This window comes from Fibrobacter sp. UWB16 (genome assembly GCF_900215325.1).
Taxonomy (GTDB): Bacteria; Fibrobacterota; Fibrobacteria; order Fibrobacterales; family Fibrobacteraceae; genus Fibrobacter.
In genome coordinates this window covers 464,092-489,519 of the sequence record NZ_OCMS01000003.1, presented here as the reverse complement: position 1 = coordinate 489,519, position 25,428 = coordinate 464,092, and the positions used below count along the sequence as shown (strand labels likewise).

The 25,428-nt window shown below is 47.7% G+C and carries 24 protein-coding genes; 10 read left to right on the top strand and 14 right to left on the bottom strand.

Going from position 1 to position 25,428, the window contains the following annotated elements; all coding sequences use genetic code 11:
* Positions 1–170 precede the first annotated feature (170 nt).
* The 3 genes from CRN95_RS11790 to dxr all read right to left on the bottom strand — a co-directional run bounded on the left by CRN95_RS11790 (position 171) and on the right by dxr (position 4,605).
* Positions 171–2,033 carry a glycoside hydrolase family 9 protein gene (locus CRN95_RS11790; protein ID WP_097021011.1) on the bottom strand — a complete coding sequence of 621 codons (1,863 nt, stop codon included), beginning with the start codon at positions 2,031–2,033 and terminating at the stop codon, positions 171–173.
* A 100-nt stretch (positions 2,034–2,133) separates the two neighbouring features.
* Positions 2,134–3,345: an alpha/beta hydrolase gene (locus CRN95_RS11785; RefSeq protein WP_235003016.1), complete on the bottom strand. Its 1,212-nt coding sequence runs from the start codon at positions 3,343–3,345 to the stop codon at positions 2,134–2,136.
* Positions 3,346–3,456: 111 nt separating this feature from the next.
* Complete coding sequence (gene dxr / locus CRN95_RS11780; protein WP_097021010.1) at positions 3,457–4,605, bottom strand: 1-deoxy-D-xylulose-5-phosphate reductoisomerase; 1,149 nt, start codon at positions 4,603–4,605, stop codon at positions 3,457–3,459.
* A 238-nt stretch (positions 4,606–4,843) separates the two neighbouring features.
* On the opposite strand from dxr, the gene CRN95_RS11775 reads away from it, so the two are divergent.
* Together CRN95_RS11775 and CRN95_RS11770 are read left to right on the top strand one after the other, a co-directional pair.
* On the top strand, positions 4,844–6,829 hold the full coding sequence (locus CRN95_RS11775) for an SUMF1/EgtB/PvdO family nonheme iron enzyme (protein WP_097021009.1): 1,986 nt from the start codon (positions 4,844–4,846) through the stop codon (positions 6,827–6,829).
* A complete protein-coding gene (locus CRN95_RS11770; protein ID WP_097021008.1) occupies positions 6,830–7,987 on the top strand; it encodes a histidine phosphatase family protein in 1,158 nt (385 codons plus the stop codon).
* A 91-nt stretch (positions 7,988–8,078) separates the two neighbouring features.
* On the opposite strand, the gene CRN95_RS11765 is transcribed toward CRN95_RS11770, so the two are convergent.
* The 6 genes from CRN95_RS11765 to CRN95_RS11740 form a co-directional block, all read right to left on the bottom strand.
* Positions 8,079–8,960, bottom strand: coding sequence for a phosphatidate cytidylyltransferase (locus CRN95_RS11765; RefSeq protein WP_097021007.1), 882 nt, complete (start codon positions 8,958–8,960; stop codon positions 8,079–8,081).
* The gene (locus CRN95_RS11760) at positions 8,953–9,663 is read right to left on the bottom strand and encodes an isoprenyl transferase (RefSeq protein WP_097021006.1); all 711 of its coding nucleotides are present in this window, start codon (positions 9,661–9,663) and stop codon (positions 8,953–8,955) included. The genes CRN95_RS11765 and CRN95_RS11760 overlap by 8 nt, the downstream gene beginning before the upstream one ends.
* A 12-nt stretch (positions 9,664–9,675) precedes the next feature.
* Entirely contained in the window at positions 9,676–10,209 is a 534-nt protein-coding gene (gene frr / locus CRN95_RS11755) for a ribosome recycling factor (protein WP_014546512.1), read from the bottom strand.
* A gap of 158 nt (positions 10,210–10,367) precedes the next feature.
* Complete coding sequence (locus CRN95_RS11750) at positions 10,368–11,975, bottom strand: FISUMP domain-containing protein (protein ID WP_097021005.1); 1,608 nt, start codon at positions 11,973–11,975, stop codon at positions 10,368–10,370.
* Positions 11,976–12,004: 29 nt separating this feature from the next.
* Positions 12,005–13,555 carry an FISUMP domain-containing protein gene (locus tag CRN95_RS11745; protein ID WP_097021004.1) on the bottom strand — a complete coding sequence of 517 codons (1,551 nt, stop codon included), beginning with the start codon at positions 13,553–13,555 and terminating at the stop codon, positions 12,005–12,007.
* A 1-nt stretch (position 13,556) separates the two neighbouring features.
* Entirely contained in the window at positions 13,557–14,375 is an 819-nt protein-coding gene (locus CRN95_RS11740; protein WP_235003015.1) for a TIGR02147 family protein, read from the bottom strand.
* Positions 14,376–14,679: 304 nt separating this feature from the next.
* Between CRN95_RS11740 and CRN95_RS11735 the strand changes: the two genes are divergently transcribed.
* The 5 genes from CRN95_RS11735 to CRN95_RS11715 all read left to right on the top strand — a co-directional run bounded on the left by CRN95_RS11735 (position 14,680) and on the right by CRN95_RS11715 (position 17,314).
* Entirely contained in the window at positions 14,680–15,264 is a 585-nt protein-coding gene (locus tag CRN95_RS11735) for a TetR/AcrR family transcriptional regulator (RefSeq protein WP_097021002.1), read from the top strand.
* Positions 15,261–15,941 carry a dihydrofolate reductase family protein gene (locus tag CRN95_RS11730; protein ID WP_097021001.1) on the top strand — a complete coding sequence of 227 codons (681 nt, stop codon included), beginning with the start codon at positions 15,261–15,263 and terminating at the stop codon, positions 15,939–15,941. Before CRN95_RS11735 ends, CRN95_RS11730 begins: the two co-directional genes overlap by 4 nt.
* The gene (locus CRN95_RS11725; RefSeq protein WP_235003014.1) at positions 15,938–16,477 is read left to right on the top strand and encodes a GNAT family N-acetyltransferase; all 540 of its coding nucleotides are present in this window, start codon (positions 15,938–15,940) and stop codon (positions 16,475–16,477) included. Before CRN95_RS11730 ends, CRN95_RS11725 begins: the two co-directional genes overlap by 4 nt.
* Positions 16,478–16,538: 61 nt before the next feature.
* The gene (locus tag CRN95_RS15035; protein ID WP_235003013.1) at positions 16,539–16,742 is read left to right on the top strand and encodes a MerR family DNA-binding transcriptional regulator; all 204 of its coding nucleotides are present in this window, start codon (positions 16,539–16,541) and stop codon (positions 16,740–16,742) included.
* Positions 16,739–17,314 (top strand): aspartate/glutamate racemase family protein, encoded by a 576-nt coding sequence (locus CRN95_RS11715; protein ID WP_235003012.1) that lies wholly within the window; start codon positions 16,739–16,741, stop codon positions 17,312–17,314. Before CRN95_RS15035 ends, CRN95_RS11715 begins: the two co-directional genes overlap by 4 nt.
* Before the next feature lie 58 nt (positions 17,315–17,372).
* Here the strand turns inward: CRN95_RS11715 and pyrH are convergent, their stop codons facing one another.
* The 4 genes from pyrH to CRN95_RS11695 all read right to left on the bottom strand — a co-directional run bounded on the left by pyrH (position 17,373) and on the right by CRN95_RS11695 (position 21,165).
* Entirely contained in the window at positions 17,373–18,080 is a 708-nt protein-coding gene (gene pyrH, locus CRN95_RS11710; RefSeq protein WP_097020999.1) for a UMP kinase, read from the bottom strand.
* Positions 18,081–18,276: 196 nt separating this feature from the next.
* Positions 18,277–19,182, bottom strand: a complete 906-nt coding sequence (locus tag CRN95_RS11705; protein WP_097020998.1) for an FISUMP domain-containing protein — start codon at positions 19,180–19,182, stop codon at positions 18,277–18,279.
* Between the two features lie 9 nt (positions 19,183–19,191).
* Entirely contained in the window at positions 19,192–20,184 is a 993-nt protein-coding gene (locus CRN95_RS11700) for an FISUMP domain-containing protein (protein ID WP_097020997.1), read from the bottom strand.
* 15 nt (positions 20,185–20,199) lie between these two features.
* Entirely contained in the window at positions 20,200–21,165 is a 966-nt protein-coding gene (locus CRN95_RS11695) for an FISUMP domain-containing protein (RefSeq protein ID WP_159462314.1), read from the bottom strand.
* A 167-nt stretch (positions 21,166–21,332) separates the two neighbouring features.
* Between CRN95_RS11695 and CRN95_RS11690 the strand changes: the two genes are divergently transcribed.
* Entirely contained in the window at positions 21,333–23,294 is a 1,962-nt protein-coding gene (locus tag CRN95_RS11690; RefSeq protein WP_097020995.1) for a M6 family metalloprotease domain-containing protein, read from the top strand.
* A gap of 57 nt (positions 23,295–23,351) precedes the next feature.
* Here CRN95_RS11690 and CRN95_RS11685 read toward each other — a convergent pair whose 3' ends face one another.
* Positions 23,352–24,515, bottom strand: a complete 1,164-nt coding sequence (locus CRN95_RS11685; RefSeq protein ID WP_097020994.1) for an HAD family phosphatase — start codon at positions 24,513–24,515, stop codon at positions 23,352–23,354.
* A 217-nt stretch (positions 24,516–24,732) separates the two neighbouring features.
* On the opposite strand from CRN95_RS11685, the gene CRN95_RS11680 reads away from it, so the two are divergent.
* Both CRN95_RS11680 and CRN95_RS11675 read left to right on the top strand, forming a co-directional pair.
* Positions 24,733–25,002, top strand: coding sequence for a type II toxin-antitoxin system RelE/ParE family toxin (locus tag CRN95_RS11680; RefSeq protein ID WP_097020993.1), 270 nt, complete (start codon positions 24,733–24,735; stop codon positions 25,000–25,002).
* Between the two features lie 27 nt (positions 25,003–25,029).
* The gene (locus tag CRN95_RS11675; protein WP_088631361.1) at positions 25,030–25,332 is read left to right on the top strand and encodes a hypothetical protein; all 303 of its coding nucleotides are present in this window, start codon (positions 25,030–25,032) and stop codon (positions 25,330–25,332) included.
* The last annotated feature ends 96 nt before the right edge of the window (positions 25,333–25,428 follow it).

Here is a 25,428-nt window from a genome sequence, read left to right as displayed (position 1 = left end):
TTAGCCCATATAATATAGAGCCATTCAAGCATATTTTCTACCCGTCCGAACATCATTTTAAAGAAAAGTGTTGCAAGTGTTTCGTAAAAAAAACGTGAAAAACGGCGTCCCGGGAGGGGCGCCGTTTCTGCATTCTATGAATATGGATTTTTGAGGTTCGTTAGGAGTTCTTACTTGAGAAGATGGCCCTTGAGGTCAAAGCGCTTGCCATTCTTTTCGATGTACACCTTCTGATCAGCAATACGAAGGCGCGGTGCAGTTTCAACCTTTCCGCGGTTTCTCAAAATCGAAGGCTTGAGAGCAGAAGTTCCACCCTTTGCAACACCTTCAACAGCGAAGGACGGGGCATAGCCAGCGTTCAAAGCTTCCATGGCACCCACGAGGTATGCAAACGGAGCGTTCCAGTTAATAGCGACTTCGTTGGTTGCATAGCTGCAGCGATTGTCAATGTAAGAAGTGGCAGCCTGTCCAGTTCTATAGTCCTTGCATTCCCAAGACTTCGTTCCAATATCTTCACCACCCGGCTGCGGGCCACCCACAACCATGCCCGGAACAGGATCCGTCACCTTATCGGCTGTACTCGGACGATGGTGCGGCAGTTTCGGAGACTTTGTTCCGAAACCAGTCACAAAGGACATATCAAGCGGGTTCTTGCCAAGCAAATAGTCCACCACTTTTTTTGCGGCTTCGTAATACTTCTGCTCGCCAGTCACGTAATAAGCATGGAGGAGGAACACGCCCTGATTGCCGGCAACTGCATTCGAGCCCCAAACGAAGTCTTCCTGGGACATCACAACGCCAAAACCCGTCGTGGAGACATAGGCAAACTCATTGGCATATTCCGTGAGCATCTTTTTAGCCGTTGCAGCTTCGTCACCAGTTTCAGTCGGATGACTTGCAGCACCAAAAACCGCAAGGCCATAGACTTCAGGCCAAGCAGGAACAATGCTTGCTTCATTTGCATTTAAAGTCGGCTTATAAGAGACTTCACCCGTAGAAATAAACAATTCCATACCGGCAAAGACCTTTTCATCATCCAATTTGCCGTCGCTGTACGAACCTGTTGCGACATCCATCGGATTGTTGAAAGCCACATCAGGATGCTGGGCACCCCAGGCATAGGCCTTCTTGGCCGCTTCGAGACACGTTGCTGCATAGGTGGCATCAAACGGCTTAAACACTCGATAGGCCGTCGCCATCACAGCAGCAAAATTAAACGTAGCCCCCGTACCCTTGCCAATCACATAGAGCGGGTCCGTATCCTTCGCTGGCATCACGTCGCCTGGGAACTGGAGCGTCGAAAGCTTGTGGTAAACACCGCCATCTTCGGCCTGCATGGTGAGCATCCAGTCAAGATTATACTTGATTTCGGCAAGCAAGTCTGGCAAAGTGCCTTCAGCCGGAATATTCCACTTGAGCGTTTTGAAGTAATCCGGGAAGTGTTCATAAAGCGAAAGGAGCGTATAAGTCGTAATGCCCGAGTTCACGATATAGCGACCATAGTCACCAGCATCATACCAGCCCTTACTCGTTTCAAGCGTACCCGAAGCACCTGTAGAGCTATGCATTTTAGCAGTCGGATTGGTGTGGCCCGCATCGCGTTTCCACTGACCTGCATAAGTTTCTTCCAACGCCATAGAAGCACGCTGGTAGTAGTACCACTTGAGCGCAGCCTTGGCAATACTTTCAAACGGCTTTTCCGCAATCACCAAATCGGAACGGAGCACTTGACCGCCCTGCGTAATGCTGTAAGTTCCAGGAGTCTTCAGTTCGGAGAAATCGACAAGTTGCACATTCTGGCCACTCGGATTCCACTTCGTAGCGGCCTTCGGCGTTGTCGTAAGGACTGTCTGACCGGCGGCATCCACAATTTCAATATCACCAGAACCTTCAAAAAGCGTAAATTCCTTCGGATCCGTGGTACGATAACCGACCTGGTTGATGTAAGCCGTTGCTGCAAACGCTGTAGACGCAAACGTCAATGCGACAGCCGCAGCAGAAATATACTGTTTCAAGCCGAACGAGACTTTCATAAGACACTCCTTTCCTTTTTTCACAATCTATAATCTACCCTAAAAAAAACAGATTGCCCAACTTTTGTTGGACAATCTGGTTACAACTGTACCCAATGTATTATTTCTTCGCAAATTTTATGAAGTTTGATGCTCCCGAAGGCGCCTCTACCATAATCCCATAAACGCCAACTGGCAATTGAGATAAATCGAGTTCCTTACGGAAAAATCCGCCAGCTTTGCGTTCCCCGTTTACAGAAACCACCGTGTAACGGAAAGCGCCATCGCCTCCGAGAATAGACAGCCGGTTTCCACGAATTTCCATACCGAAGGACTTTGCAAGTCTAGGCACAAAACCTACCGTCGAATCTTTTTTAACAGTGGTTTTAGCTTCGCGCGCCTTGTCCAGGAAGGCAACAGCCTTGTTCAAATTCTCGGTCGAGTTCATCTTGTCACCGCCATGAGAACCGCCCGATACTTTGACAAATTCCGTTACCACATTGTGATTTTTTAGGGAATCGTAAAGTTCCTCACTCTGTTCAATGTTCACAATATTATCGGACGTGCCATGAAACATGATTACCGGCGGATCGTCATCGCCCGCATAATAGGGAGAACTGGCGACCATCCATTTGTCCTTGTTGCCTTCGCGTTCCACGCCAATGAATTTCCCTTCCATTGTTCCGGAGCCACCCATGCTAATGGGGTTCATCGTGTAGATGTCGGTCGGAGGAGACCAAAGCACGGCAGCATCAGCACAGCTGCTGAACGATGTAAATTCACCGAGATTACCGACCAAATCGACCGTCACCGAGCCGGACTTGCCCTCTTTCAAACCGCAAGTCGTCGCCACGAGGCTCGAAAGGTGACCACCCGAAGAGAACCCGGAAACGGCCACAAAATTCGTATCGAACTTGTACTTAGCCGCATTGCCGCGGACAAAACGCACCACGGCCTTGATATCGTGCAGCTGAGCCGGATATATGGCATCGCTTGCCGAACGGTGGTTCGGAGTCACAACTGCATAGCCCGCCTTGACATAAGCAGCGCAAATGGTGCTCAAGTCCGCAGAGCCCTTCATGTTGTTCATACTCCAGGCGCTGCCGTAAGTATGGATGACCACAGGATACGATTCCTTTACTTCCTTAGGGATGTAAATATCCAATGTATGATAGGTCTTTCCATCGCCTACATAATTGACATCGGCTGTTTTTTCGGCATCAGGAACACTGCCACCACCTTGCGGGCCGCCAAAGCCCCCGCCCATACCGCCGCCCCACTGGGCGAACGCAAAAACAGCGGCAAAGCATACCGCCATTGTCATCTTTTTCATGCACACTCCAATCAACACCGCCCCTAACACTAGAATCGGCTATTATAAATTTATATACAACAAAAGCCCCGCAATAAAGCGGAGCTTCATTTCTATTGTTGTATTTTACAACTACTTCAAGAATCCTTCCGTCATGAGGCGAGCTTCCTTGTCGGCTTCGAGCACTTGTTCCAAGGAAAGGTGACCGGTGACATTCGGGGCCTTTTCCATCACCATTTCCACGTACTTTGGGATGTCGGTGAACTTGAGGTTACCCTTGAGGAAACGGTCCACGAGTACTTCGTTTGCAGCGTTCATCATCGAAGGCACGATACCGCCACGACGGCCAGCTTCAAAGGCAAGAGCGAGGCAACGGAACTTGTTGAAGTCCGGTTCGAAGAACGTGAGCTTTGCAAGCGTCGGCAAGTCGAGACGCTTAGTTTCGAGCTTGAGACGGTCAGGCCACGTGAGAGCCACCTGAATCGGGATGCGCATGTCGGGAGCGCCGAGCTGAGCCATCAAGGAACCATCGCGGAACTGCACGAGAGAGTGCACCATGGACTGCGGGTGAACCACAACTTTGATCTGGTCATACGGAATGTGGAACAAGAAGTGAGCTTCGAGCACTTCAAGGCCCTTGTTCATCATGGAAGCAGAGTCAATCGTAATTTTCTTGCCCATGCTCCACACCGGATGATTCAAGGCGTCGGCGACAGTGATTTTTTCAAACTTTTCGATAGGCCATTCGCGGAACGGACCGCCCGAAGCCGTGATTTCGAGGAATTCAACTTCGTGTTCGCGCTTGCCGCCTTCGAGGCACTGGAAAATAGCACTGTGTTCAGAGTCAATCGGCGTGATGAAGGACTTCGGATTTTCAGCAAGCTTGTCCCAAATGACCGGGCCTGCCATCACCATCGTTTCCTTATTTGCGAGGGCGACATGCTTGCCATGTTCAATAGCGGTAATCGTCGGGAGGCAGCCCACTGCACCCATCAAGGCGTTAATGATAATGTCGGCCTTGGGGTCTGCTGCAAGTTCGCAAAGGCCGTCCATGCCAGCAAGCACCTTCTTGCCGAGCACGCCTTCGAGTTCCTTGGCGGCCGTCTCGTTGAACATGCAAACGCGTTCAACATTGTACTTGCGCACAATTTCAGCAACCTTCTCGACACTGCTATTTGCAGCCACAGCGTAAAGGTTGAAGATATCCGAATGCTGGTGAATGACATCAACGCTAGAGGTACCGATAGAACCGGTGGCACCCAAAAGAACAACGTTTTTCATTTAAAAACCTCTTTTTTTTATTCAGTTAAAAGATAAAAAAAGAGACGGATGTACCCGATGTGGTCATTCCCGTGCAGGCGGTGTTCATCCTTATTTGTTTCGATTAATTTTAACACTTAAAAAATAGGCATTCGACTCAAACTGGCATTTTGTCCACACGTTTGCGAAAATTTACAAACGAAACCATCTTTTTTAGGTTATTTTGAAATTGGGTTAGGTTTGCTCGAAGGAGGTGCATATGCGCATACTTTCCTCGGGTGTATATGCTGCGTGTTGTTGCGCAGTGGGGATGTTCATAGGGTGCTCGGATTCTTCGGACAACGGAGTCTCCGGAGAAAACAGTAATCTTTCTTCCGTTACAGATGATTTTGGAATTTCGTCCAGTTCCAGTTTTACAGGGAACGCAGGCGGTTCTTCGCCATCCGGGGATTTGATTTCTTCAGGAGCGGAGTCTTCAGCGGGGAATTCGGCAACGTCTTCCAGAATGCAAGGGAGTTCCTCGGGCTCAGTCAAAAGCTCTTCAAGCGGGCATCCGCACAGAAGTTCTTCTTCGGGAATCGAGCAAGGGAACTCCTCTAGTGCACATGCAAATTCCAGTTCTAGCGAGAGTTCCTTTGTTTATACTTCACCCGCAAATTTTGCAGACACGGTAAACGGAGTCGTCTTCAACATGGTCTATGTGGCTGGCGGCACTTACACGCGCGGCTGCGACAACTGTGCCGAGCCTGATAAAATTTACGAAGCACCTTCGCATAAAGTAACAGTTGACGAATACCATATCGCACCGACCGAAGTAACAATAGCCCAATGGAACGCCGTCATGGGCGGAAAAAAGAATGCATGGGAATCGGACAAAGCTCCCAAAATCGGCGTAAGCTGGTTTGACGCCAACAATTACGCCTGCAAGCTTGGGCAAAAAACAGGGAGACAGTACCGACTGTTGACCGATGCCGAATGGGAATTTGCGGCCCGCGGCGGCAAAGACGGAATTGCAGACAAGTTTAAATTTTCAGGTAGTAACAACGTCGATGATGTGGCATGGTATTCCGAAAACAGCGGCGGAAAATCACACGATGTTGCCACTAAGAAACCAAACAAGCTTGGACTTTACGACATGAGTGGCAACTCATGGGAATGGGTCTACGACTGGCTCGTAGCCTACACGGACGCAGACAAGGTAAATCCGGTACAGCTCACAGGAAGTGGCAACAAGACGCGAAGAGGCGGAAGTTACGGGGAACCCGCAGAGTTCGCGCGAGTGAGCCGTCGCGCCATCCGCAGCCGCGATGGCGCCGCAGACATGGGCTTTAGACTAGGCATGTCTACGGAACTCCCGCCGGGAATGGTAAGCCCCTGCGAAGCGGCAAATCCGTCTGCAGCCACCTGCCAAGGCGACAAGAATCGCGACTGCCGCTTAATTACCGCCGCAGAAGAAGCCTGGATCAGCGACGACTACACCGTAATCATCAACGAAGACGGGATAGCGGCCGTGTCCGGATTCCCGAATGTTTCAGGACAATGGTACACGCTCAACAACCGCAGTTTTAACGTTGTCACCAAGAGCGGCACAAAGACTTACGCTTACTACGTGTTCAGCGAAGATGAACTCACAATGATTAGCGATGACGGCATTCCATACCGTCTGTACAGGCGAGCCGCAAACGAAGCCAAGAATAAAGTAAGTCTCCCGACCGTAAGCAATCCCAAGACTTTAGCACAGCTTATCGCCGCTGTAGAACCCGAACGCATCGTCACAGACGAGCAACTCGCCCACCCCGACACAAGCGTTCGCGACCCGCGCATTGCAGCCGCAAGCGGATACACGTGGTTTTTCGACGGGCGTTGCTGTGGCGGAAACCATAAGTACCGCTTCCACTTAGACAAGAGCGGCGATGCAGAATTTGTCGTCATGGACTACGACGACACCCACCACGAAAACATTCTCGCCAAAGGGCGCTGGTTCACCGTCGGAAATATCGGTCTTCACATCGTTTTAAACGGCAAGTATTTCAACTACCTTTACACGGCGGGCGAACGCACCATGAGCTTCAGCGAATACATGCCGGCGGGCCCCATTTTCTGTCACATTTCATTCCAGAGCTATGAACGTGGCGACTTCCGCATTTTCAATAAGACTTTATTCGATGATAAAATCAAGCGCCCACGCGGCTTCAACGGAGAAAATCCAGTCTATGAAGCCGGCGATTACCAGTGGGGTTCGTAAATGAATAAACCTACACAAAGCGTGCTCTGCGCGATTGCGGCTTATCCCTTGTTCGCCGCAATCGCATACACGGCGATGCTTTCAGCCTGTGACAATGCCACATCCACAACAGCTCCTGAAAGCACCGCTTCATCCTCTTCCACAACTACAACAATTGAGGAGCAATCGTCATCGGAGACTGCAACCGTCGAGCCATCAAGTTCAGCCATTCAACAAAGTTCATTGTCAAGCGGGCAAAAACAATTTTCCAGTTCATCACGAAGCAGTCATCGGCGGTCTTCGTCTTCTGCAGTTCAAACAAGTTCATCCGCAATTTCATCATCGCAAGAGACGCCAGTTTCTTCGTCTTCAGATGTAGCAAAATCTTCCAGTTCCTCGCAAACATCGCTACCAGCAAAAGAGATTTCGCTTGACGAGAACGGTTTTGCAACTGTCGCCGACGTCTACAAGAGTCTTACCGCAAACGAAAAAGCAGTCTTCATCATTCGACATTCCGAGCGCGAAGACAATGTCGCCATAGAAACGGAACTCACCGCTAACGGCGTAAAAATGGCCCAAAATTTAGGTACCACGCTCAAGAGCGACGAAGAATTTAGTTACATCACTTCGGGATTCGTGCGCACCAACGAGACAGCAAACAACATTTCAAAAGGCCGTGGAGAAGCAAGCCTTCCAAAGCTCATCACGAACTACGATATTACCGGGAACTGGTTTCTGAAAATCTCCGCCGACGAACTTTCCGCATACGGGACAAAGCTTGGCATGCAAGGCGGTTCTGTCGAACTCATGGCCCACTGGGCTTACGAAGGCGGCTACACAGACGCGCTTTACGAACTCACCCCACGCGCCGAAGAATTCATACAGAAAGTCATCCTCAAGAATTTACCCAAGTGGAAACGCGTAAGCATCATGGTCTCGCACGACATTTTCGTCATGCCGCTCGCCGTGTTCGGCTCCAAAGGCAAAGTCGCCTTGAAGTACCATGAAGATTACCACTGGATTAATTACATCGCCGGGCTTGCCATCATCATCGGGGCAGACTACAGCTTGCGCTATGTTCCGGTCAAAGGCGCAGATTCCGGCGTTATTGACTACCTCGCCATTTACATGGAGGAGCACGGCATGGGAGGCAAGAAGCCGTCAACCCCCAAAAGATAATCAAGAACTTAAACCTTGCAAAAAAAAACAAGACCGTAACTGAGAGAATCAGTTACGGTCTTTTCAATGCTTTTGCGTAGCGCTTTTGTTTTTACACAACGCTCTTCAAGAAATCCATGAAGATGTATAGAGCAGGTGCTGCGAGAAGGAACGAGTCGCAACGGTCAAGCACGCCACCGTGCCCGACAAACAAGTTCCCGGAATCCTTCGTGCCGCTCCAGCGCTTGAGAGCAGACATCAAGAGGTCGCCCACCTGACCAGCTACTGTAATGAGGAGGCCAATGACGATTGCCGATGTCCAAGTGAAATTCATTTCGAAAGAGCTGAGCGAAGCGCTGCACTTAACCCAGTACGCAACCCATGCAATCGTTGCGATGGAGCCAGCAATCGAGCCTTCCCAAGTTTTCTTGGGGCTAATGCTCGGCGCAAACAAATGACGGCCAAACGGTCCCTTGCCCGCAGCAAACTTGCCAAAGAAATACGCGACCGTATCACAGAGCCACACTGCAGTCATCACGAGAATGAACGGGTAGCAATGTTCAAAGCCCTGGCCGTTGCCCATCATGAGCACATTCATGCCACCCCAGAGCCCCACATACAGCGGAGCGCCGAGCTGCATCACGAGCCACGGGAACAAGTGGTCGATTTCAACCTTTGCGTAAGCAACGCCAATGTAAATCGCAAAAATGGCGAGGAACGTCATGCCGACAACGTAAGGCACAGCCGGGAGTCCAAAATAGCCACCCTTCGAAAGCGCCCACGCAAGCGTCAAAGCCAAAGACGATGCAAACGAGAGGTAACGCATGTCCGGACCCTTGTACATCTTCGATGCCATGCGGGCCCATTCCCAGGCGCCCACAGCGCTCAAAAAGCACATCAGTCCAATGCGGCTAAAATCGTTATACCACAAGCATCCAAAAACAATCGGAATAGCGATGAATGCGGTAATCAAGCGCTGTGTCAAGTTACTCATGCAATACCTTTCCAAAACGACGTTCGCGAGTATTGAAAAATTCAACGGCCTTCATGAACTCTTCCTTAGTGAAGTCCGGCCAAAGCGTGTCCGTCACATAGAACTCGCTGTAAGCCGCCTGCCAAAGCAGGTAGTTCGAAAGTCTGAATTCTCCACCGGTACGGATAACCAAGTCCGGATCGGGAGCGCCCTTCAAATAGAGATTCTTTGCAAATAAAGTTTCGTCGATTTCATCAACCTTGAGCGTGCCAGCAGCCACCTGCGAAGCGATAGACTTCGTAGCTTCTACAATTTCTTGCCTGCCACCGTAAGAAATGGCGAGGTTCAACTGCATGCCCGTATTGTTTGCTGTAATATCAATAGCGGACTGGAGGCTTGCACGAGGCTTTTCGGGAATGCGGTTCATGTTACCGATAACCGTAAGCTTCACGTTCTTGGCCATAAGGTCGGGGATTTCTTTGACCACCATCTCGATGAGGAGGTTCATCAGGTAATCCACTTCCTTGGACGGGCGGCCCCAGTTTTCCGAGCTGAACACATACAATGTCATGTGCTCGAGCTTGAGGTTCACGCCCATTTCCACAGCGTCAATCGTCGATTCCGTGCCCTTGCGGTGACCTAAGAAACGTTCAAGGCCACGGCTACGAGCCCAACGCCCGTTGCCGTCCATGATGATAGCGACATGTCTAAGCTGATTTGCCACGCAAACCCCGGACTACACCTTGAGGATGTCTGCTTCCTTTTCGGCGAGCAAACGGTCGATTTCGGCGATAGCCTTGTCGGTAGCCTTCTGGATTTCGTCCTGCTGCTTCTTGACTTCGTCTTCAGAAATTTCCTTGTTCTTCTTGAGGGCGTCGTTAGCATCACGGCGGATGTTGCGGATAGCCACGCGGCCGTCTTCGGCATGCTTGCGGGCGATCTTGGCAAGTTCCTTGCGGCGTTCGGTCGTGAGGATCGGGAGCGTCACGCGGATGCAGTTGCCGTCCTTCATCGGGGTAAGGCCGATGTTAGCAGCGAGGATAGCCTTGTCGATTGTATCGACGAGCTGCTTTTCCCACGGAGTCACGAGCAACATACGCGGTTCGGGCACAGAAATCTTTGCGACCTGAGAAATCGGGGTCGGAGTGCCGTAGTAGTCGATGCGCACGCCGTTGAGGATAGCCGGGCTTGCCTGGCCAGCGCGGATCTTGGAAAATTCACGTTCGGTGGCCTCGATGGCCTTGTCCATCTTTTCAGAATATTCAGACATCTTTTAGTTCCTAGTTGCTAGTTACTAGTTAATACGTTTAAAACTAGAAAGACCTGCGGCAAAAGCCGAAGGACTCCTAGCGTTAGTTATACGTTTGAAATATAGGTAAAAATTTAACTCGATGGATCGGTATGTGCGAATAATCCTCTAGATAACAATCAATCTTTCACACAACGAACATAGTGCAATGAGGTGAAACCCCAGCCTGTATAGTTTATTCCAGCATTTTCTGTACCAATTTCCATTGTCGATGGAAGATTTTCATATCGAGAAGAAGCCCAGTAAACAGCACTTTCTCTACTTGCAAAACCACCCGTAGCATAAAAAGCGTCTCCTCCTAAACTATTAAATCCATACTCATCAACGTTAATACCCTGAACATTTTTATAAATAACGACCTCGACATCAGGCACTACAACAGTTCCACCAGTATACACAAGTAATTGGAACCATTCGCTTTCCGAAGGCAAATGCCAACCTTCCGGGCAAACACCCCGCAACGATTCACTGTAGTTACACATACTCCAACTACCATTGCCACAACCAACACCTTCATTACCAAACAAGCCCGCCGAATCAATTACCGCCGCAAGAGGATACAGCAATCCAAATTCATCACATTCGCCAGATTCGCTTTTATAGCATACAGAATGAGTTTGAAGAGTCTGGTAATCATAATTCAGATTTTCAGCCATCCAAACTTGGTCACCGATTTCGACGGTTCTATACATCTGACCATCTCTTGCATCGGTCATCGTTCCAAACACACTCTTATAGTTGCTTTTCTTATCCGCAGATTCCCAACGTTCGTTTTTGCAAATAAATTTTTCTCCGTTTTGTTTGCTCAAAGGATTTACGTTTACAGCCGTATCACCCGCATTCGCATCGGAACATATTCCAAGACCATAGTTATCGGCCCAGAACACATCGACAAACTTTTCAAAGTCCGGAAGAGTATCCGAAATTTTCCACGCAAGGACATTATTTCTGACATCGACGAGTAAGCCTCGTTGTGAAACTTCGCAAGCCCAGTCTGCGATTTCCGTCCTCGTCGCAGAATCCTTCCAAGAGCCATTTTCAGCAAGTTCCATACTGAACTTTCCAACACGTTCCGTAAGGCCAGCGACGTTGACATTGCTTTGCATCAAAACACTTATCGCAAGGAGTTTGGCGTTTCCGTCACCCGATTTAAAAATATCCAAATCTTCAAAAGACTCACCAGCTTCATTCATAGCCATCGCTGCAAGGACTTCTCTTTCGGCCTGAGCCTTGGCTTCTTCAAAAGATTTTCCGTTATAAACAAGCGCCTTGACTCGTTCAAATTCCAAATGAGTCAACAGGTTCACATTAACCTTTTCACGATTACGAAGATCTGTAAAAGCGTTCAAAGTCAAGGGGCCCGAAGACCTCTTTCCCGTAATTTCGTTACGGTAATAGCCTTTAACTTGAACCATCGCATACGGCGAAGGGAATCCTTTTCCCGAGACAGAAAAGTCACCTTCGTCACTTCGGATTGTCGACTTGAATATTTTACCGGTCTGATCAAACGTCAAGCTATCCAGTTCCAAAATACTCACGTTAGAACCGGTAACAAAAGGTCCTTTTTGTGAGAACCCAGAAATTTTCCAACCGTCAACAGAAGGATTTTCAAGAGGTGTGGCTTCGCCCTTTGTGGCATCATCCCTTGTGATATCGCTGCCCGAAATATTATCAGAACAGGCAACAAACAAGAGGGCCATCAAAATTATACTTGAATATGATTTCATATAAAAGCTCCTTTTTTAATTAAAAACTGTTAAACGCGATCCTTCACGCAACGAACATATTCATTTTCATTGCTGGGTGCAAACGAGATCCAGCTGGCGTCGACATAATCAAGGCAAGCCGGAAATCTGGTTAACGAACCCGAATATTCAAATTTGGAAGATGTCCAAAACTTTGATGTTTCATCAGTGATATTGAAGCCCAACTCATCTGTACCAAAATCATCAGCCGTTCTCAAAGTCTTTTTTGCCATGATATATCCTCCAGCTACGGATATCAAAGAATCCCATTCTTTTTGCGATGGCAAATGCCAACCTTCTGGACAAACACCCCGCAACGATTCCTTATAATCGCAGTCCATCTCTTGGGATTCATTCAAGACGCACTCCAATCCATCTTTGCTAAAAAGTCCAGCAGAATCCATAGCAGCGGCATAAGAATACAAGCGCCCCATTTTTTCACAATTATCAGGAATATTTCCAGGACACCCAGTAACAAGTTCTTTTGCCGAGTAATTGTATCTCAAATTTTCGGCCATCCAAGTCTGGTCCCCCACTTGAACAGTTTTATAAGAACGTCCGTCTCTTTCGTCATTCAATATTCCAAATTCACCTTTATACTTGCTTATCCTTGTATGAGCATATTCCCAACGTTCATTCATGCAAATAAACTTGTCTCCATATCGAGAGCTCAAAATATTTACGTTTACAGACGTATCGCCTTCATTTGACTTAGAACATTTTCCCAAGCCGTAATTATCGGCCCAGAACATATCGATGTACTTTTCAAAGTTCGGCAATGTTTTTGAAACATCCCAGGCAAGAATGCTATCCCTGATATTTTTAAGCGTTCCTTCTTCCGAAGCATCTGAAGCCCAGTCAGCAATAGATGTTCTCGTTAGAGAATCATTCCATACGCCATTATTTTCTAAGGCTAAACTAAATTTGCCGATGCGCTCTGTAAGACCAGCGACATCGACATCACTGTGCATCAAGACGCTAATCGCAAGGAGTTTGGCATTTTCTTCGCCTTCTTTAAAGATGTTCAAATCTTCGAAACTCGTTCCAGATTCATCCATCGCCATCGTGGTAAGGATTTCTTTTTCGGCTTGCGCCTTGGCGTCCTTTACCGACTTGCCGTTGACGACAAGATACTTGACTCGTTCATATTCCAAATGAGTCAGCAAATTCACGATGACATTTTCTCGATGGCTGAGGTCCGTAATCGCATTCAAGACAAGAGAGCCCGAAGACTTTTGCCCAGTCATTTCGTTACGGTAATAACCTTCTACTTCAATTATCGCATATTGCGAAGCAAGTCCCGGCCCCGAGACCACGAAATCGCCCTTATCGCTTCTGATCGTAGACTTGAATATTTTTCCAGTCTGGTTCAATGTCGAACCTTCAAGCTCGAAAACATTCACTGTAGATCCAGTAACAAAAGGTCCCTTCTGAGAAAGGCCTGCCACCTGCCATTTACCAAGAGGCGTAATACCCACATCTTCGCTGGCACCACTTGCAACATTGTCCGAGCAAGCCGCAAAAACAAGGGCGGACAATAAAATAAACCGTTTCAAAGCCATATTAACGTTCTCCTCTAACTTTTTCTGTAAGTGGGAAAAATTGAAAATTCAATCGATAAACCTGTTCCGTATCACCGTCTTTGGAGATGATATTCAAAACCTGTTTGCGAAATTCCGTAAGAGCCTTCACAATCCGCTCATACCCTTGACGGGTTATGCCCATGGTAATGCCCGACATACTTCTCTCAGAAGGAGGCAAGCTGACGGCATCTAAAGCAAGCTCACCCATTTGACGCTGCAAATTCCTAGCAGCCGCAGGAATCACATCGACGGCGCCAATAGAAATAGTCTTGTCCGTTTGATGGTAGACATCATTGCCGTCTTTGACAAGCAACCCGCTCCTTTCCAAAAAATTCAGAGTGGAGTCAACATCATTCGCAGAAATCAACGGTTTACAGGCTTTAGCCATTTCAAAAGGCTTTGCGCCAGGCATTGCCGGAGCTAATTCGCGGATAACAGAGTTTTTCCAGGACCTGAAGTAATCATACTCATTTGCACCGAGCGTTCTAACCTTTCGCTGGTTCGCCATAGAGCACAATTCCTCATAAGCCTTTACCTTGTCGCTTTCATTTTTTGCAGAACCGTAAGCAACCATAGTGTTAAAATAAGCGGCATCAAATTCAGAAAGTCCCATTGCAGAAGCAACTGATGATGCTGCCGCTTTGCTCAGATTCTTTTTTCCTTCGCAAACGTACTTAAGAAAAACTGCAGAAGCAAAACCGGCAGACTTAGCAAAATCACGCCATGAAAAAGCAGAAGTTCGCTTTTTTTCGTCATAAAAGTCTTGGATGACTTTTCGATAATCGATGTATTCAATCATTGGCTTCATACTAATAAAATACCTATTTACATACCACATTGGCAACATTTTTAGGACACAAAATGCCTTAAATTTTTCGAAAATAAGAAGTTTTTATCATTTTTCAAAAATGAAGACATATTTTCAGAACACAGCCGTATTCCTAGAACACGGTTTTTTGGTATTTCATTTCAATATCGATTTGCCGATCATCAAAAGCCGCCTTCACTTGCCAGGCTAATGTTCATTAGCTAAATTTCCGAGCACAAGAAGCTAATAGTCATTAGCCAGCATTCACTACAGGAAACCGCGCGGAGACCAGCCTATGTCCACAAAAGAAAAAATCCTCGAAACCGCCCTGACACTTTTTGCCGAGAACGGTTATAACGGGACGAGTATGGAACAGATTGCCCAAGACGTAGGCATCAAGGCGCCATCACTCTACAAGCACTTCAAGGGCAAAGAAGACATTCTGAATACGCTCATAGATACAGCGGAAAACCGTTACGAAGAGAATTTCGGCTCCGACAAGAATATCGGCAAGATTCCCAATAGCATCGACGAGTTCATTCACGAAACGGTCGAAAAAATCCGCTTTACCATGAGCGATCCGATGATTCGTAAAATGCGCATTTTTCTAGTGCAGGAACAGTTCCGCAACGAGCGCCTCGCCGAAATCACGACGCGCCATCAAATCGAAGGCATTCAAAAAATGTACCAGGCAATTATCGAAGGGATGATGCAAAAGGGCATTCTAGCCAAAGGCGACTCTGCGTTGCTCGCGCTAGAAATTACGGCACCTGTCGTGATATTGCTTTCGAAAGTCGATAGGCAGCCCAACTGCAAAAAGGAATCGTTAAAAATCATCCAAAAGCACCTGCAACATTTTTTCGAGACTTATAAGAAATGAATCGTCCGATTACCACTTTGTTCATGCTAATGTCCGTTGATGGTAAAATCAGCACAGGTTCTACGGACGCGTTGGACGTAGACCAGGATTTTCCGCATATCGAAGGCGTCAAGGAAGGGCTGCACCAGTATTACGAAATCGAGCAGACAACCGACTTGTGGTCATTCAACACGGGCCGCGTCCAGCAAAAAATGGGCTGTAACCATAAAGAAATGCCAACCAAGTCGCCGGTATCGTTCGTTCTTTTGGACAACACGCACCTGACCGAACATGGCATCCGCTATTTTTGTGCGAGGTCCAAGACTTTTGTTTTAATCACATCGAATCCGAAGCACCCCGCGTTTTCAGTTCACGAAGAAAACTTACACATCATATACCAAAAAGAATTAGACTTGCACAGAGCCCTTGCAAGCCTGAAAGCGGATTATGGTTGCGAGCGGCTGACGGTGCAATCAGGCGGTACAATCAACGGACTCTTTTTGCGGGAAAAGTTATTTGACTTTATCGATATTGTAGTGGCACCAGTTTTGATTGGCGGAAAAGAGACCGCTACGTTGATTGACGGGAATTCGCTAAAATCCGTAGAAGAACTTCACAAGCTCTGTGCATTGAAACTGATGGACTGCACAGCTTTACAAGACTCTTATTTGAGACTACGTTATCAGGTTATTAAATGATGGAAACGAATAGAATTTTACTGCGCCCTTGGCGCGAATGTGATGCCGAAGCACTTTTCAAATACGCAAGTGACCCGGATATAGGACCGCGCGCCGGTTGGGAACCGCACAAATCCGTAGAAGAAAGCCTGCAAATCATCCGCACGATTTTCGGCGGTGATCACATGTGGGCCATCGAGCTGAAAGAGACGGGAGAACCCATCGGTTGCGTCGGTTACCTGCTCAAAGGCGAAAGCAACATCGACATCGGCGAGAACGAGGCCGAAGCCGGTTACTGGATTGCAAAGCCTTACTGGAACAAAGGAATTTGTACTGATGCATTGAAGTTGATGATAGACTACTGCATCCGCGTGAAAGGCTTTACCGCACTTTGGGGCGATTACTTTCTCGACAATCCATCGTCGGGCCGCGCGATGGAAAAATGCGGATTCGCCGACACCGGCAAAGAAACTTTATGTGCAAGCCTTGCGGTAGGTTCCGACCGACCCGTAAGAGTAATGAAACTGGAGGCAAATTTTTTCAACAAAACCCCTTGACTCGTCCCTTAGAGCAGACCTTATATTTTAAGCAGATTCGAATCTAAACCAAAATCGTACGATGACAAACTACAAAACCAAACTTAAAATCGGAGAGTTCTCGCAGTTGATGCAAGTTACTGTAAAGACTTTGCGTCACTACGAACAGAAAGGTCTGCTATTGCCTCACGATGTGGACAACTTGACGGGGTACCGCTATTACAGTATCGATCAAATGCAGAAGTTGCAAAAGCGCTCGGCGGATTCCACAGCGCAAAAATCATGATGTACAATGTGGACTTTGCCGAACTCGAAGCAAATATGTCCAGCGGAAACTGGGACGGAAACGCCAAGATTCTTTCGGATGCGGCCAAACGCCTCGAAATCGCCGGCGCCGACCTTATCGTCATCGCGACCAACACCATGCACAAGCTCGTCCCGCAAATCGAAAAAGAAATCCGCATCCCGATTTTGCATATTGCCGATGCGACCGCCAACTGCATCAAACGCGACAACATCAAGAAAGTTGCCCTCCTCGGCACCAAATTCACGATGACGCAAGACTTCATCAAGAACCGTCTCATAGAAGCCGGTCTCGAAGTCATGACGCCTGACGCCCAAGACATCGAACTCGTAAACGATGTCATTTTCAACGAGCTCTGCCTCGGCAAAATTCTTGATTCATCCCGCAAGGAATACCAGAGAATCATTACAGAAATGAAGAACCGCGGCGCCGAAGGCGTGATTCTCGGCTGTACCGAAATCGGCATGCTCATCAGCGCAAAAGATAGCGTGCTCCCCACCTACGACACAACCATCATCCACGCGACCGAAGCCGCGAAGATGACTCTAGAATAAAACAAAACGACCCTCGCAAAAATGCGAGGGTTTCGTTTTTTCGCGTAAGCGACTTTTATTAGCAGTGGACGAGCGTGCCGAGGTCGCCATTGATGGCAGCGCGCGTGAGGTTGCCCTTTTCCATCTTGAAAACGAAGATGGGCATGTTGTTTTCCATGCAGAGAGCAACGGCAGCGGTGTCCATGACCTTGAGGCCGCGAGAGATGACTTCCTTGTAGCTGATGTCGTCGAAGCGGGTAGCCGTAGGGTCCTTGACCGGGTCTGCAGTGTAGATGCCATCGACCTTGGTGGCCTTCATGATCACGTCGCATTCGCTTTCGATCGCGCGGAGAGCAGCACAGCTGTCCGTCGTGAAGAACGGATTGCCCGTACCAGCAGAGAAGATGACCACGGAGCCAGCAGAGAGGAGCTTGAGAGCCTTGCGGCGGTCGAAGAATTCGCAGACCGGTTCCATGCGGATAGCGGACATCACGACGGAGTCGATGCCCTGCTTGTCGAGAGCGTCCTGCATGGCAAGGCCGTTCATCACAGTGCCGAGCATGCCCATAGCATCGCCCTGGGCACGGTTCATGCCACCAGCAGAAGCAGAAATGCCACGGACGAGGTTGCCGCCGCCAATCACGAGAGCGACTTGCACACCCTGCTTGACGATGGATGCAATTTCGGAGGCCATGTCAGAAAGAATCTGATTATCGATACCGTGGCCCTTTTCGCCTGCGAGGGCTTCGCCACTGAGCTTGAGAAGAATGCGTTTGAATTTAGACATAGTTGTTAGCCGTTGTCGATAGTAATGAGTTAAAGTGTAGATTTTAGGAATCGTCGCTAGTTCATTCGCTGTTACCTAGAATAACGAGACCTCTATTCACGTAAAAAATGTAATAAAAAGCGGAAAGAGTTTCCACCCCACCGATGGCCTAAACATCTAATCGTTAATGACAATATTTAACCGTCGGAGTTCCGCTTTACTTATCAAGAATGCATCGAACCGGAATACGGGATTTTTTTTCCTTGTTCCCGAACGAAGCGTATCCCTGAAAAAAAGCATAATTCGCTTTTTCCTCGTCAACTTCTACCGATGTCCAATACTCCGCATAGCCATAAGATGAAGAACCAGTAGCATTGAAACCAAAGGAATCCAAACCGCGATAGCGATAATCCCTGTAATTGCGAGAACGCAAATCCGCACCAACCGATGTATTTCCATTGATAGAATCGACATAAGCAAACAACGTCTTAAACTCATCCACGCTCGGCAAGTGCGTTCCTTCGGGGCAAACAGTCATGGCAGCAGCCCATGAATAATCCCTTGGGAAAGCACCACAAGAATCCCAGTCGCAGGAACTCTCTTCAACCTCATAGTTCATGTCATCACGCATCCATGTCTGGGTTCCCATGACGATAGTCCTGTAAGTCTGGGAATCACGCACATCCAAGATGTCCTTGCCCGGAACAATCATCTTCTCGCGAGATTCCGCATCATCGGCAATAACCTTAAACGAGCCGCAATCAAGAGTCACGATATGAACATCCTGCGAATCATGCGACACAGCACACGACTCAATATCGTCCGCAGACACGTGCTTCACGGTCCCCTTTTCCTCAAAACTAGAATCCTTCTGAGTGACTAAAGAATCCTTCCGCGAAATTTCCCTGACCGCAAGCGGTTTCCATCCTTCCTCCGTGCAAAGGAGAAGTTCCTTCGTATCGGTCGTGAGGACAATCTTCCCAGCATAACCTGAAGCGCATTCGGGAAGGCTTTTCGAAGAAAACGAGGCCATGCCCTCAGATTCCGTTCTTGTGATATTTTCTTCAGAACAGGATACCAAAAGCAAGGCAAAACAAAAAGTCAACACATATAAATATTTCATATAAATTTCCTAATTTTTATTTTTAAGACAACGGACCGATAATTGCGTTCTTACATCGCAAACGGTGTATTTTTCAAGAAGCGTATTGTTGTCATTGCCCGAATAAATTCCAGCGTGTTCTTTAAGCCAGCACATATTAGCCCTCGGATCCATGTCTGGAGTAAGCCAAAATCCGGCAAACTGTCCCGTATAAGCCGATCCAAGCTCCGTCCTGTATCCAGCAGGTAAAATCGAAAAGCTAAAGACGTCATAAGCCTTCTCCCCAGATTTCCAAACATCCCTAGCCACTAGGTCCTGAGTCGCCGAATAGCCACCATTATGGGCATCCACAAATTTAACGAGAGTATCAATATCACTGCGATTCGGCAAACGCCATCCGTCCGGGCAAGCCACCAGCGCCGCATTTAAATTATAGACGCGACCGTATTTTTCGCAATAGCCTACAGAGTCCGAAAGGCAAGTACTCCCTTCCACCTCATACTGGAGGTTTTCTGCCATCCACGTCTGCGAGCCAATAATAACGGTCTTGTACTTTTTCTTATCGCGGGGATCTACCAAATCCGCCCCGTACTGAGTTGAAATCGTATGAGCTAGACGATTTTCCACATAGAACTCCGACTTTCCGCATGTAACTTTTGTGACATGGTAATTCGTCGTATCCGGTTCTGCAGTGCATAAATTTCCTATGGATCCAGCATTCCCAATATAGACGGAATCCTTCACTGTCTTTGCAATATAGGTCGATTCGAAAACAAAAAAGGAATCCCTCGTTTCAGCACCTTGAATAGAAGATTTCCACGCACCATCCAAGCAGTAGAACAGTTCTCCCGAATCCATGACATAAGCCACCTTGCCCTCATTCTGAGCATCGCATTTCGGAAGGTTCTTCTGCGTCTCGCCGACCATCGCTGTTGCATGAACAGGAATATATTCCGTCGAGGGATCATCTCCACAGCCTACAACCCACAGCAAAGAAAGTACAAATAAATAATTCTTTTTCATAACAAAGTCCACCCATCAATCATTCTTTAAGCAACGTACAGCATAATAAAGGCTTTTTGCATTCGATTTACCATACCGCAACGATATATCCAGTTTATAGCCAGGGGTATTTTCTGTCCCCCACAACACGGCCACATAGAACAAGCTATCTTCCGTCTGCGTCGATGTCATCGTCACATTATCCATGCCAAAACCAAATAAATCATTTCCAGGAAATTTTTTATTTACGCTAGTTGCAGCCAAGTCCCTTGGAACAGATTCATCGCCATTACGAGCATCCACGTAATCCGCCAAAATATTCCACTCGTCAGCACTCGGGATATGCCAGCCATCCGGACAAACTCCCTGCGGCTTTTCCCCCAGTTCGCAATAAGAGGTTCCATCGCAACCTTCCGGGAAATTCATAGCCGTAAGCCAGCTGTATTCCAGCCAAACAGAATCCGCTTTGAATTTCAAGTTTTCCGCCATCCAAGTTTGGGTGCCAATGACAACGGTTTTGTACGAATTTCCATCTCGGGAATCCACCAGCGGCTCCCCCCATTTTGCCAACCGCGCACCAGCACCGTGGTCCCATACAGAAAAAGTATCCGTACCGCACATCACCGTAATCAGATGATAATCCGTAGTGTCCGCTTTCATCGTGCAGCCAACATCCAGCGTATCTTTCGATCCCAAATAGACCGTATCGCTCTCGACCAGCGTATAAATCCTAGTTTCGAGATCATGATAAACCGTATCTGTGGATCTATGATTCTGAACAACCTTGTTCCATTTTTCATTGGCACAGCAGAACAACGCATTGGAATCCGCAACAAAATACAATTCACCGACATTCTCTAAAGAGCATCTAGGCAACGATCCCCCTTTCGGAATATCGGCAAACCCCGGAGATTCTACATATACAGTGGTATTTCCTCCATCACTGCACGAAACAAGGAAAATCGTCAAGGCACAAGCAGCGAAATGCAGCAAAAATTTCATATCAACACTCCTTTCAAAAAAATTTAAAAAAAAATTCATTTCTAAAATATTTCGGTCGTAATACACGATGCCTTACTCGTTTTCCTCTGCTTTTTTTCATACGAAACGCCTTCTTGCCGCAAATTAATGTATTTCTAAAAATGGATTAAAGGGAAAGGGATGTTTTTATGAAAACCAAAATTATATTTGGCCTATTATCGAGCATATTATTGCTCCCGACGATGCTTTTTGCCGACATCGTTTATCAAGGGAAAAGAGTCCAGGAGTGGCCCGAAGAGGCTCGGCCGACATTCAACAACCAAAGCGCAGGCAAGCCAAGTTTTCTCTTGGCACGAACGCCTGTCACACAAAACAAGAGCCATTATGCAGCCCCAAAGGGCAAAATTTACAGTCTCACGCTCCTCGTCGATTTTTCAGACCAGAAGGCGCCCGTCTCAGTAGCCGATGTTGAAGAATGGCTGAACAAGGAAGGGTTCAACAGGGACGGCTGTAACGGATCCGTGCGCGACTACTATCTAGATGTTTCAAACGGGCAGCTCGACCTCACCAACGAAGTTTTCGGCTGGTATCGCGCAAAGCATCCAAAGTCCTGGTACGAAAGCCTGCAAGGATACACGGGATCGGATTCGCTCATGAAAGAAGTATTCGCGTATTTCGATTCGCAGGTGGATTATTCGCGCTACGACAATGACAAGGACGGCACCACCGAAGCCATCAACATCGTCTACGCAGGCCCCGGACAAACATGGGGACAAGGCCTTTGGCCGCATTCCGGATGGTCCAACGAAAGACGCGACGGAGTCCGGCTCACGCATCATCAAATGACGGACATGCCCGGCAAGTTTTCCATTTACGTCTTTGTGCATGAATCGGGACACATGATTTTTGGCTGGCCGGACCTTTATTGGTACGGCGATTACTGCACCATGGGCAACCGTGCGCATGATTTGAACCCAGTCGCCATCAACGACTTTTACCGCGCGGACCAAGGCTGGATTCCCTTTGTGGACGTAACCAGCAACGACGTGAGCCTCGAAACCACAAAGCCCGGCGAAGTCTGCTACCGTTATAAGAACCCCGCAAGGCCAAACCAGGAAGGCTTGGTATGGTCTTACGTACGGAACACGGGCCGCAACCAAGTGCTAAAAGGCAGCGGTCTCTTGATGCAACATTACGATTTTTCAATCGAAGGCAACTCCGCTTCGGATAAACTCGGGTTGAGGATCGTACATGCAAGCGCCGCGGGAAAATCTACGGATAACGTTTCTGACCAATGGCCAAGCCCTGGCAGTACAGCCAATACGTTCTTCAAATACAACGCCTATCCCGAATTTTCGGACGAGAAGTATCCCGCCATCCGCTGGTATAGCGGAGCCAAAACAGGACTCAAGATTACGGACATTGGAACGCCCGGAGAAACGCTAACGTTCTGCATCGGCGGAAACTGCCCAGCACAAGAATCGTCAAGTTCAACAGGGATTGCGTCGAGTTCATCAAGTGCACCAGTTGTTTCAAGTTCGTCCAGTTCATCCAGCGTGACGCCACCGAAAAGTTCCAGCAGCTCTGTCGAAATCACGGTCCAGAAAATCGCACTGGAAACGACACTCCCCATTAGCGACAATTACGCTTACGTGACGTTAGACTTGAAGGGCGATGAAGTTGCAAAAATATTGGGCATCAAGAAAAGCGAAATCGCAGATAAAGTCAAATTCTACGGCATAGATCCCGACGGAACACTCAACAGCCGCACCACCGGCGAAGGGACCGGACATTGGTTTGACAAGGACGGCAAAATCGTTGCCTGGGATCCGAACGGTTCAAGCATCGTTTATTCTAACGTAGACCTTTCGACAATGACCACAAAAATCGGCCACATGCCGAATAAGGTCAAAGCCGGAGATTCTTTTGTTGTGCGACAAGCGGTCGTTTACGAAAGCAAGCAAGTCACTTTTGAAATCACGGTCACGATACCGCAAAAGACGACGAGGATTTCAAACATTCGCAGTTCAAAACGCGGCAAGCCCGGAAACATGATTTTCAATGCGCTCGGAAAGCCCGTCGGTCAAAGAACAGAATCGGGCGAAATGCCCGACCTGCCTAAAGGCGCGTACGTGGAAATTGCGAAGTAACAATGCACGTGCAAATTTCGGCACGACAAGCGAAATGCGCGGCGACCGCTGCGCATTTTATTTTGCCTTCTGGACACCATCCCCGTAAATAGTCTTCCAGTCGTTTTTCATGGACACGGGAATCCATCCGTACTTTTCGCTTGCAGTGCGCATTTTTTCGGCTTTCGCCTCATTGCCATATTCGCGTTCCAGGTCATCGCAAAGCAACATGAAGCCCATTGATCTGTACTTGTTGTTAGAAATTGCATAATTCAAGAGGCTTGCATCCGTGCCGCTGTTGCCAAAGGCAAGTACCGGCTGGTAACCGATTTCACTCGCGAGAGTCGTCACCTTGTTCGTCTGCAAATTCTTAATAATGCTCTGCCCCGCAAGCACGAGATTGTCGCCATTCTGGAATGTGTATGCAAGACCGTCCGCACCTTTTTGGTTGCTCGACACTACGACCACATCGGAACCGATAATTTGTTTGGGCGGAAGACCGAGACCGTCAACAACGACCGGACGCATCGTATAGCGTTCCGTGCCACTGCTCACATAAACCGTGAAGCCGTTCGCCGTCAAGAATTTCACCACTTCGACCATAGGCTTGTAATAGGCATCGCCGCGTTTGAGTCCCGTAAAGCCCGGCTGTGGTTCTTGCATAAACGCACGGACATACGCTTCGAATTCCGGAAGCGTCATACCCTTGTAAGCCTCGGCCACCATGCGTTCGCGCTCTGCGCTCAGCCCCGGGAAAATCTTCTTTTCGCGGCCCTCGCGAGCCGCCTTTAACTGCTTTTTCGAAGGCTTGTAAGTGGAATCGTCAAGAACGCGGTGTTCAAAAAGCATCCAGTCAAAATACGTCGGAGCTGTTTCGAGGAACAGCGTGCCATCCCAATCGAAAACAGCAATGCGGCGTTCCGCCGGAATAAAATCTGGAGAAGTCGAATCCGTCGTTGCACGCACAAACGCTTCAAGAGAATCTTTCGCGGGAGCATGATCATTCCAAAGCGAAAGAGATTCTTGAGGTCTCTCGGGAAGTACGGCTTGCTTGGATTGCTCGGCGAGAGTCGCGCCATCGCGAGAATCCGCCACAGCCGCAGTCGAGACTACCGCGGACTTTTGAACCGCCGCGGACTTATCTTCATATTTCGAACAGTCTTCACAAGATGCCCGCTTATCGCAACAGCCCACCAAGAACATCGCCGCCACAGAACCAACCGCAAAAATTTTTGCAATCATACTTTGCTCCCCTTATTCAGAAATTTTTGAAGACAATCATAATGATAAAAATTTTACATAAAAAGGGTGAATCAATCACCTGAAAAAAGTGTGTATAAGTAATCGGAGGTTCTATAAAAAATTTTAAAGGATACAATGAATACACGCAAAAAACACCTTAATTCCGCACATTTTTTGAATATGTTGACAAAATCAAACTCTTTACTTATATTCTAATATGAAATTCACCGTAGAAAAAACGCTAGCGGCAGAAACAGAAATCAACGCCCTTGAACAATTTCAAAAAGACCTTCTCAACAAGGAGTACGAAACCATAGAAAAACAGGGAATCGAATTCGTCCGAGTAAAACATCTTCAAAAAGAAATTTTCGAAATCAAATCGAATGAACTACGTTCTTTGTTCAAATATAAAGCCGGAGCCATTATTGTAATAGGAGTTGTTTTTGTTAAAAAGACTCAAAAGACCCTAAAGACAAAATTAAGCTAGCCATCAAAAGATTAAATGAGGTTTAATATGCCATATGTATATGTTAAAGATTCAGAAGGTTTCGTTTTCAAGAAGAAAGAATCCGAAGTTGTTGCCGGAGAAAAGATCATCTCCGAAAAAGAATACTTGAAAAAATCTGGACTCGCTTTATACGAGAAGAAATTCGGACATGGGGGCGCTCGCGAAAATGCAGGAAGAAAAACTAAGTTTGCCTCTCCGCTGAAATTTCAGATTCGCGTAACGAAAGAAGAAAAGGAATTTTTGACCATCGCGAGAAACAAAAAGCTGAATTTCGCAACTTTGATGAATCTCGCTTTGAAAGCGGATTAACGCCCGCCCCTAAACATTACAAAATCATTACACAATTCTTAAAATGGAGTTATTTTCGGCCCGTTCGGAGCATATTCAAAAATCCGTCGGGCTTAA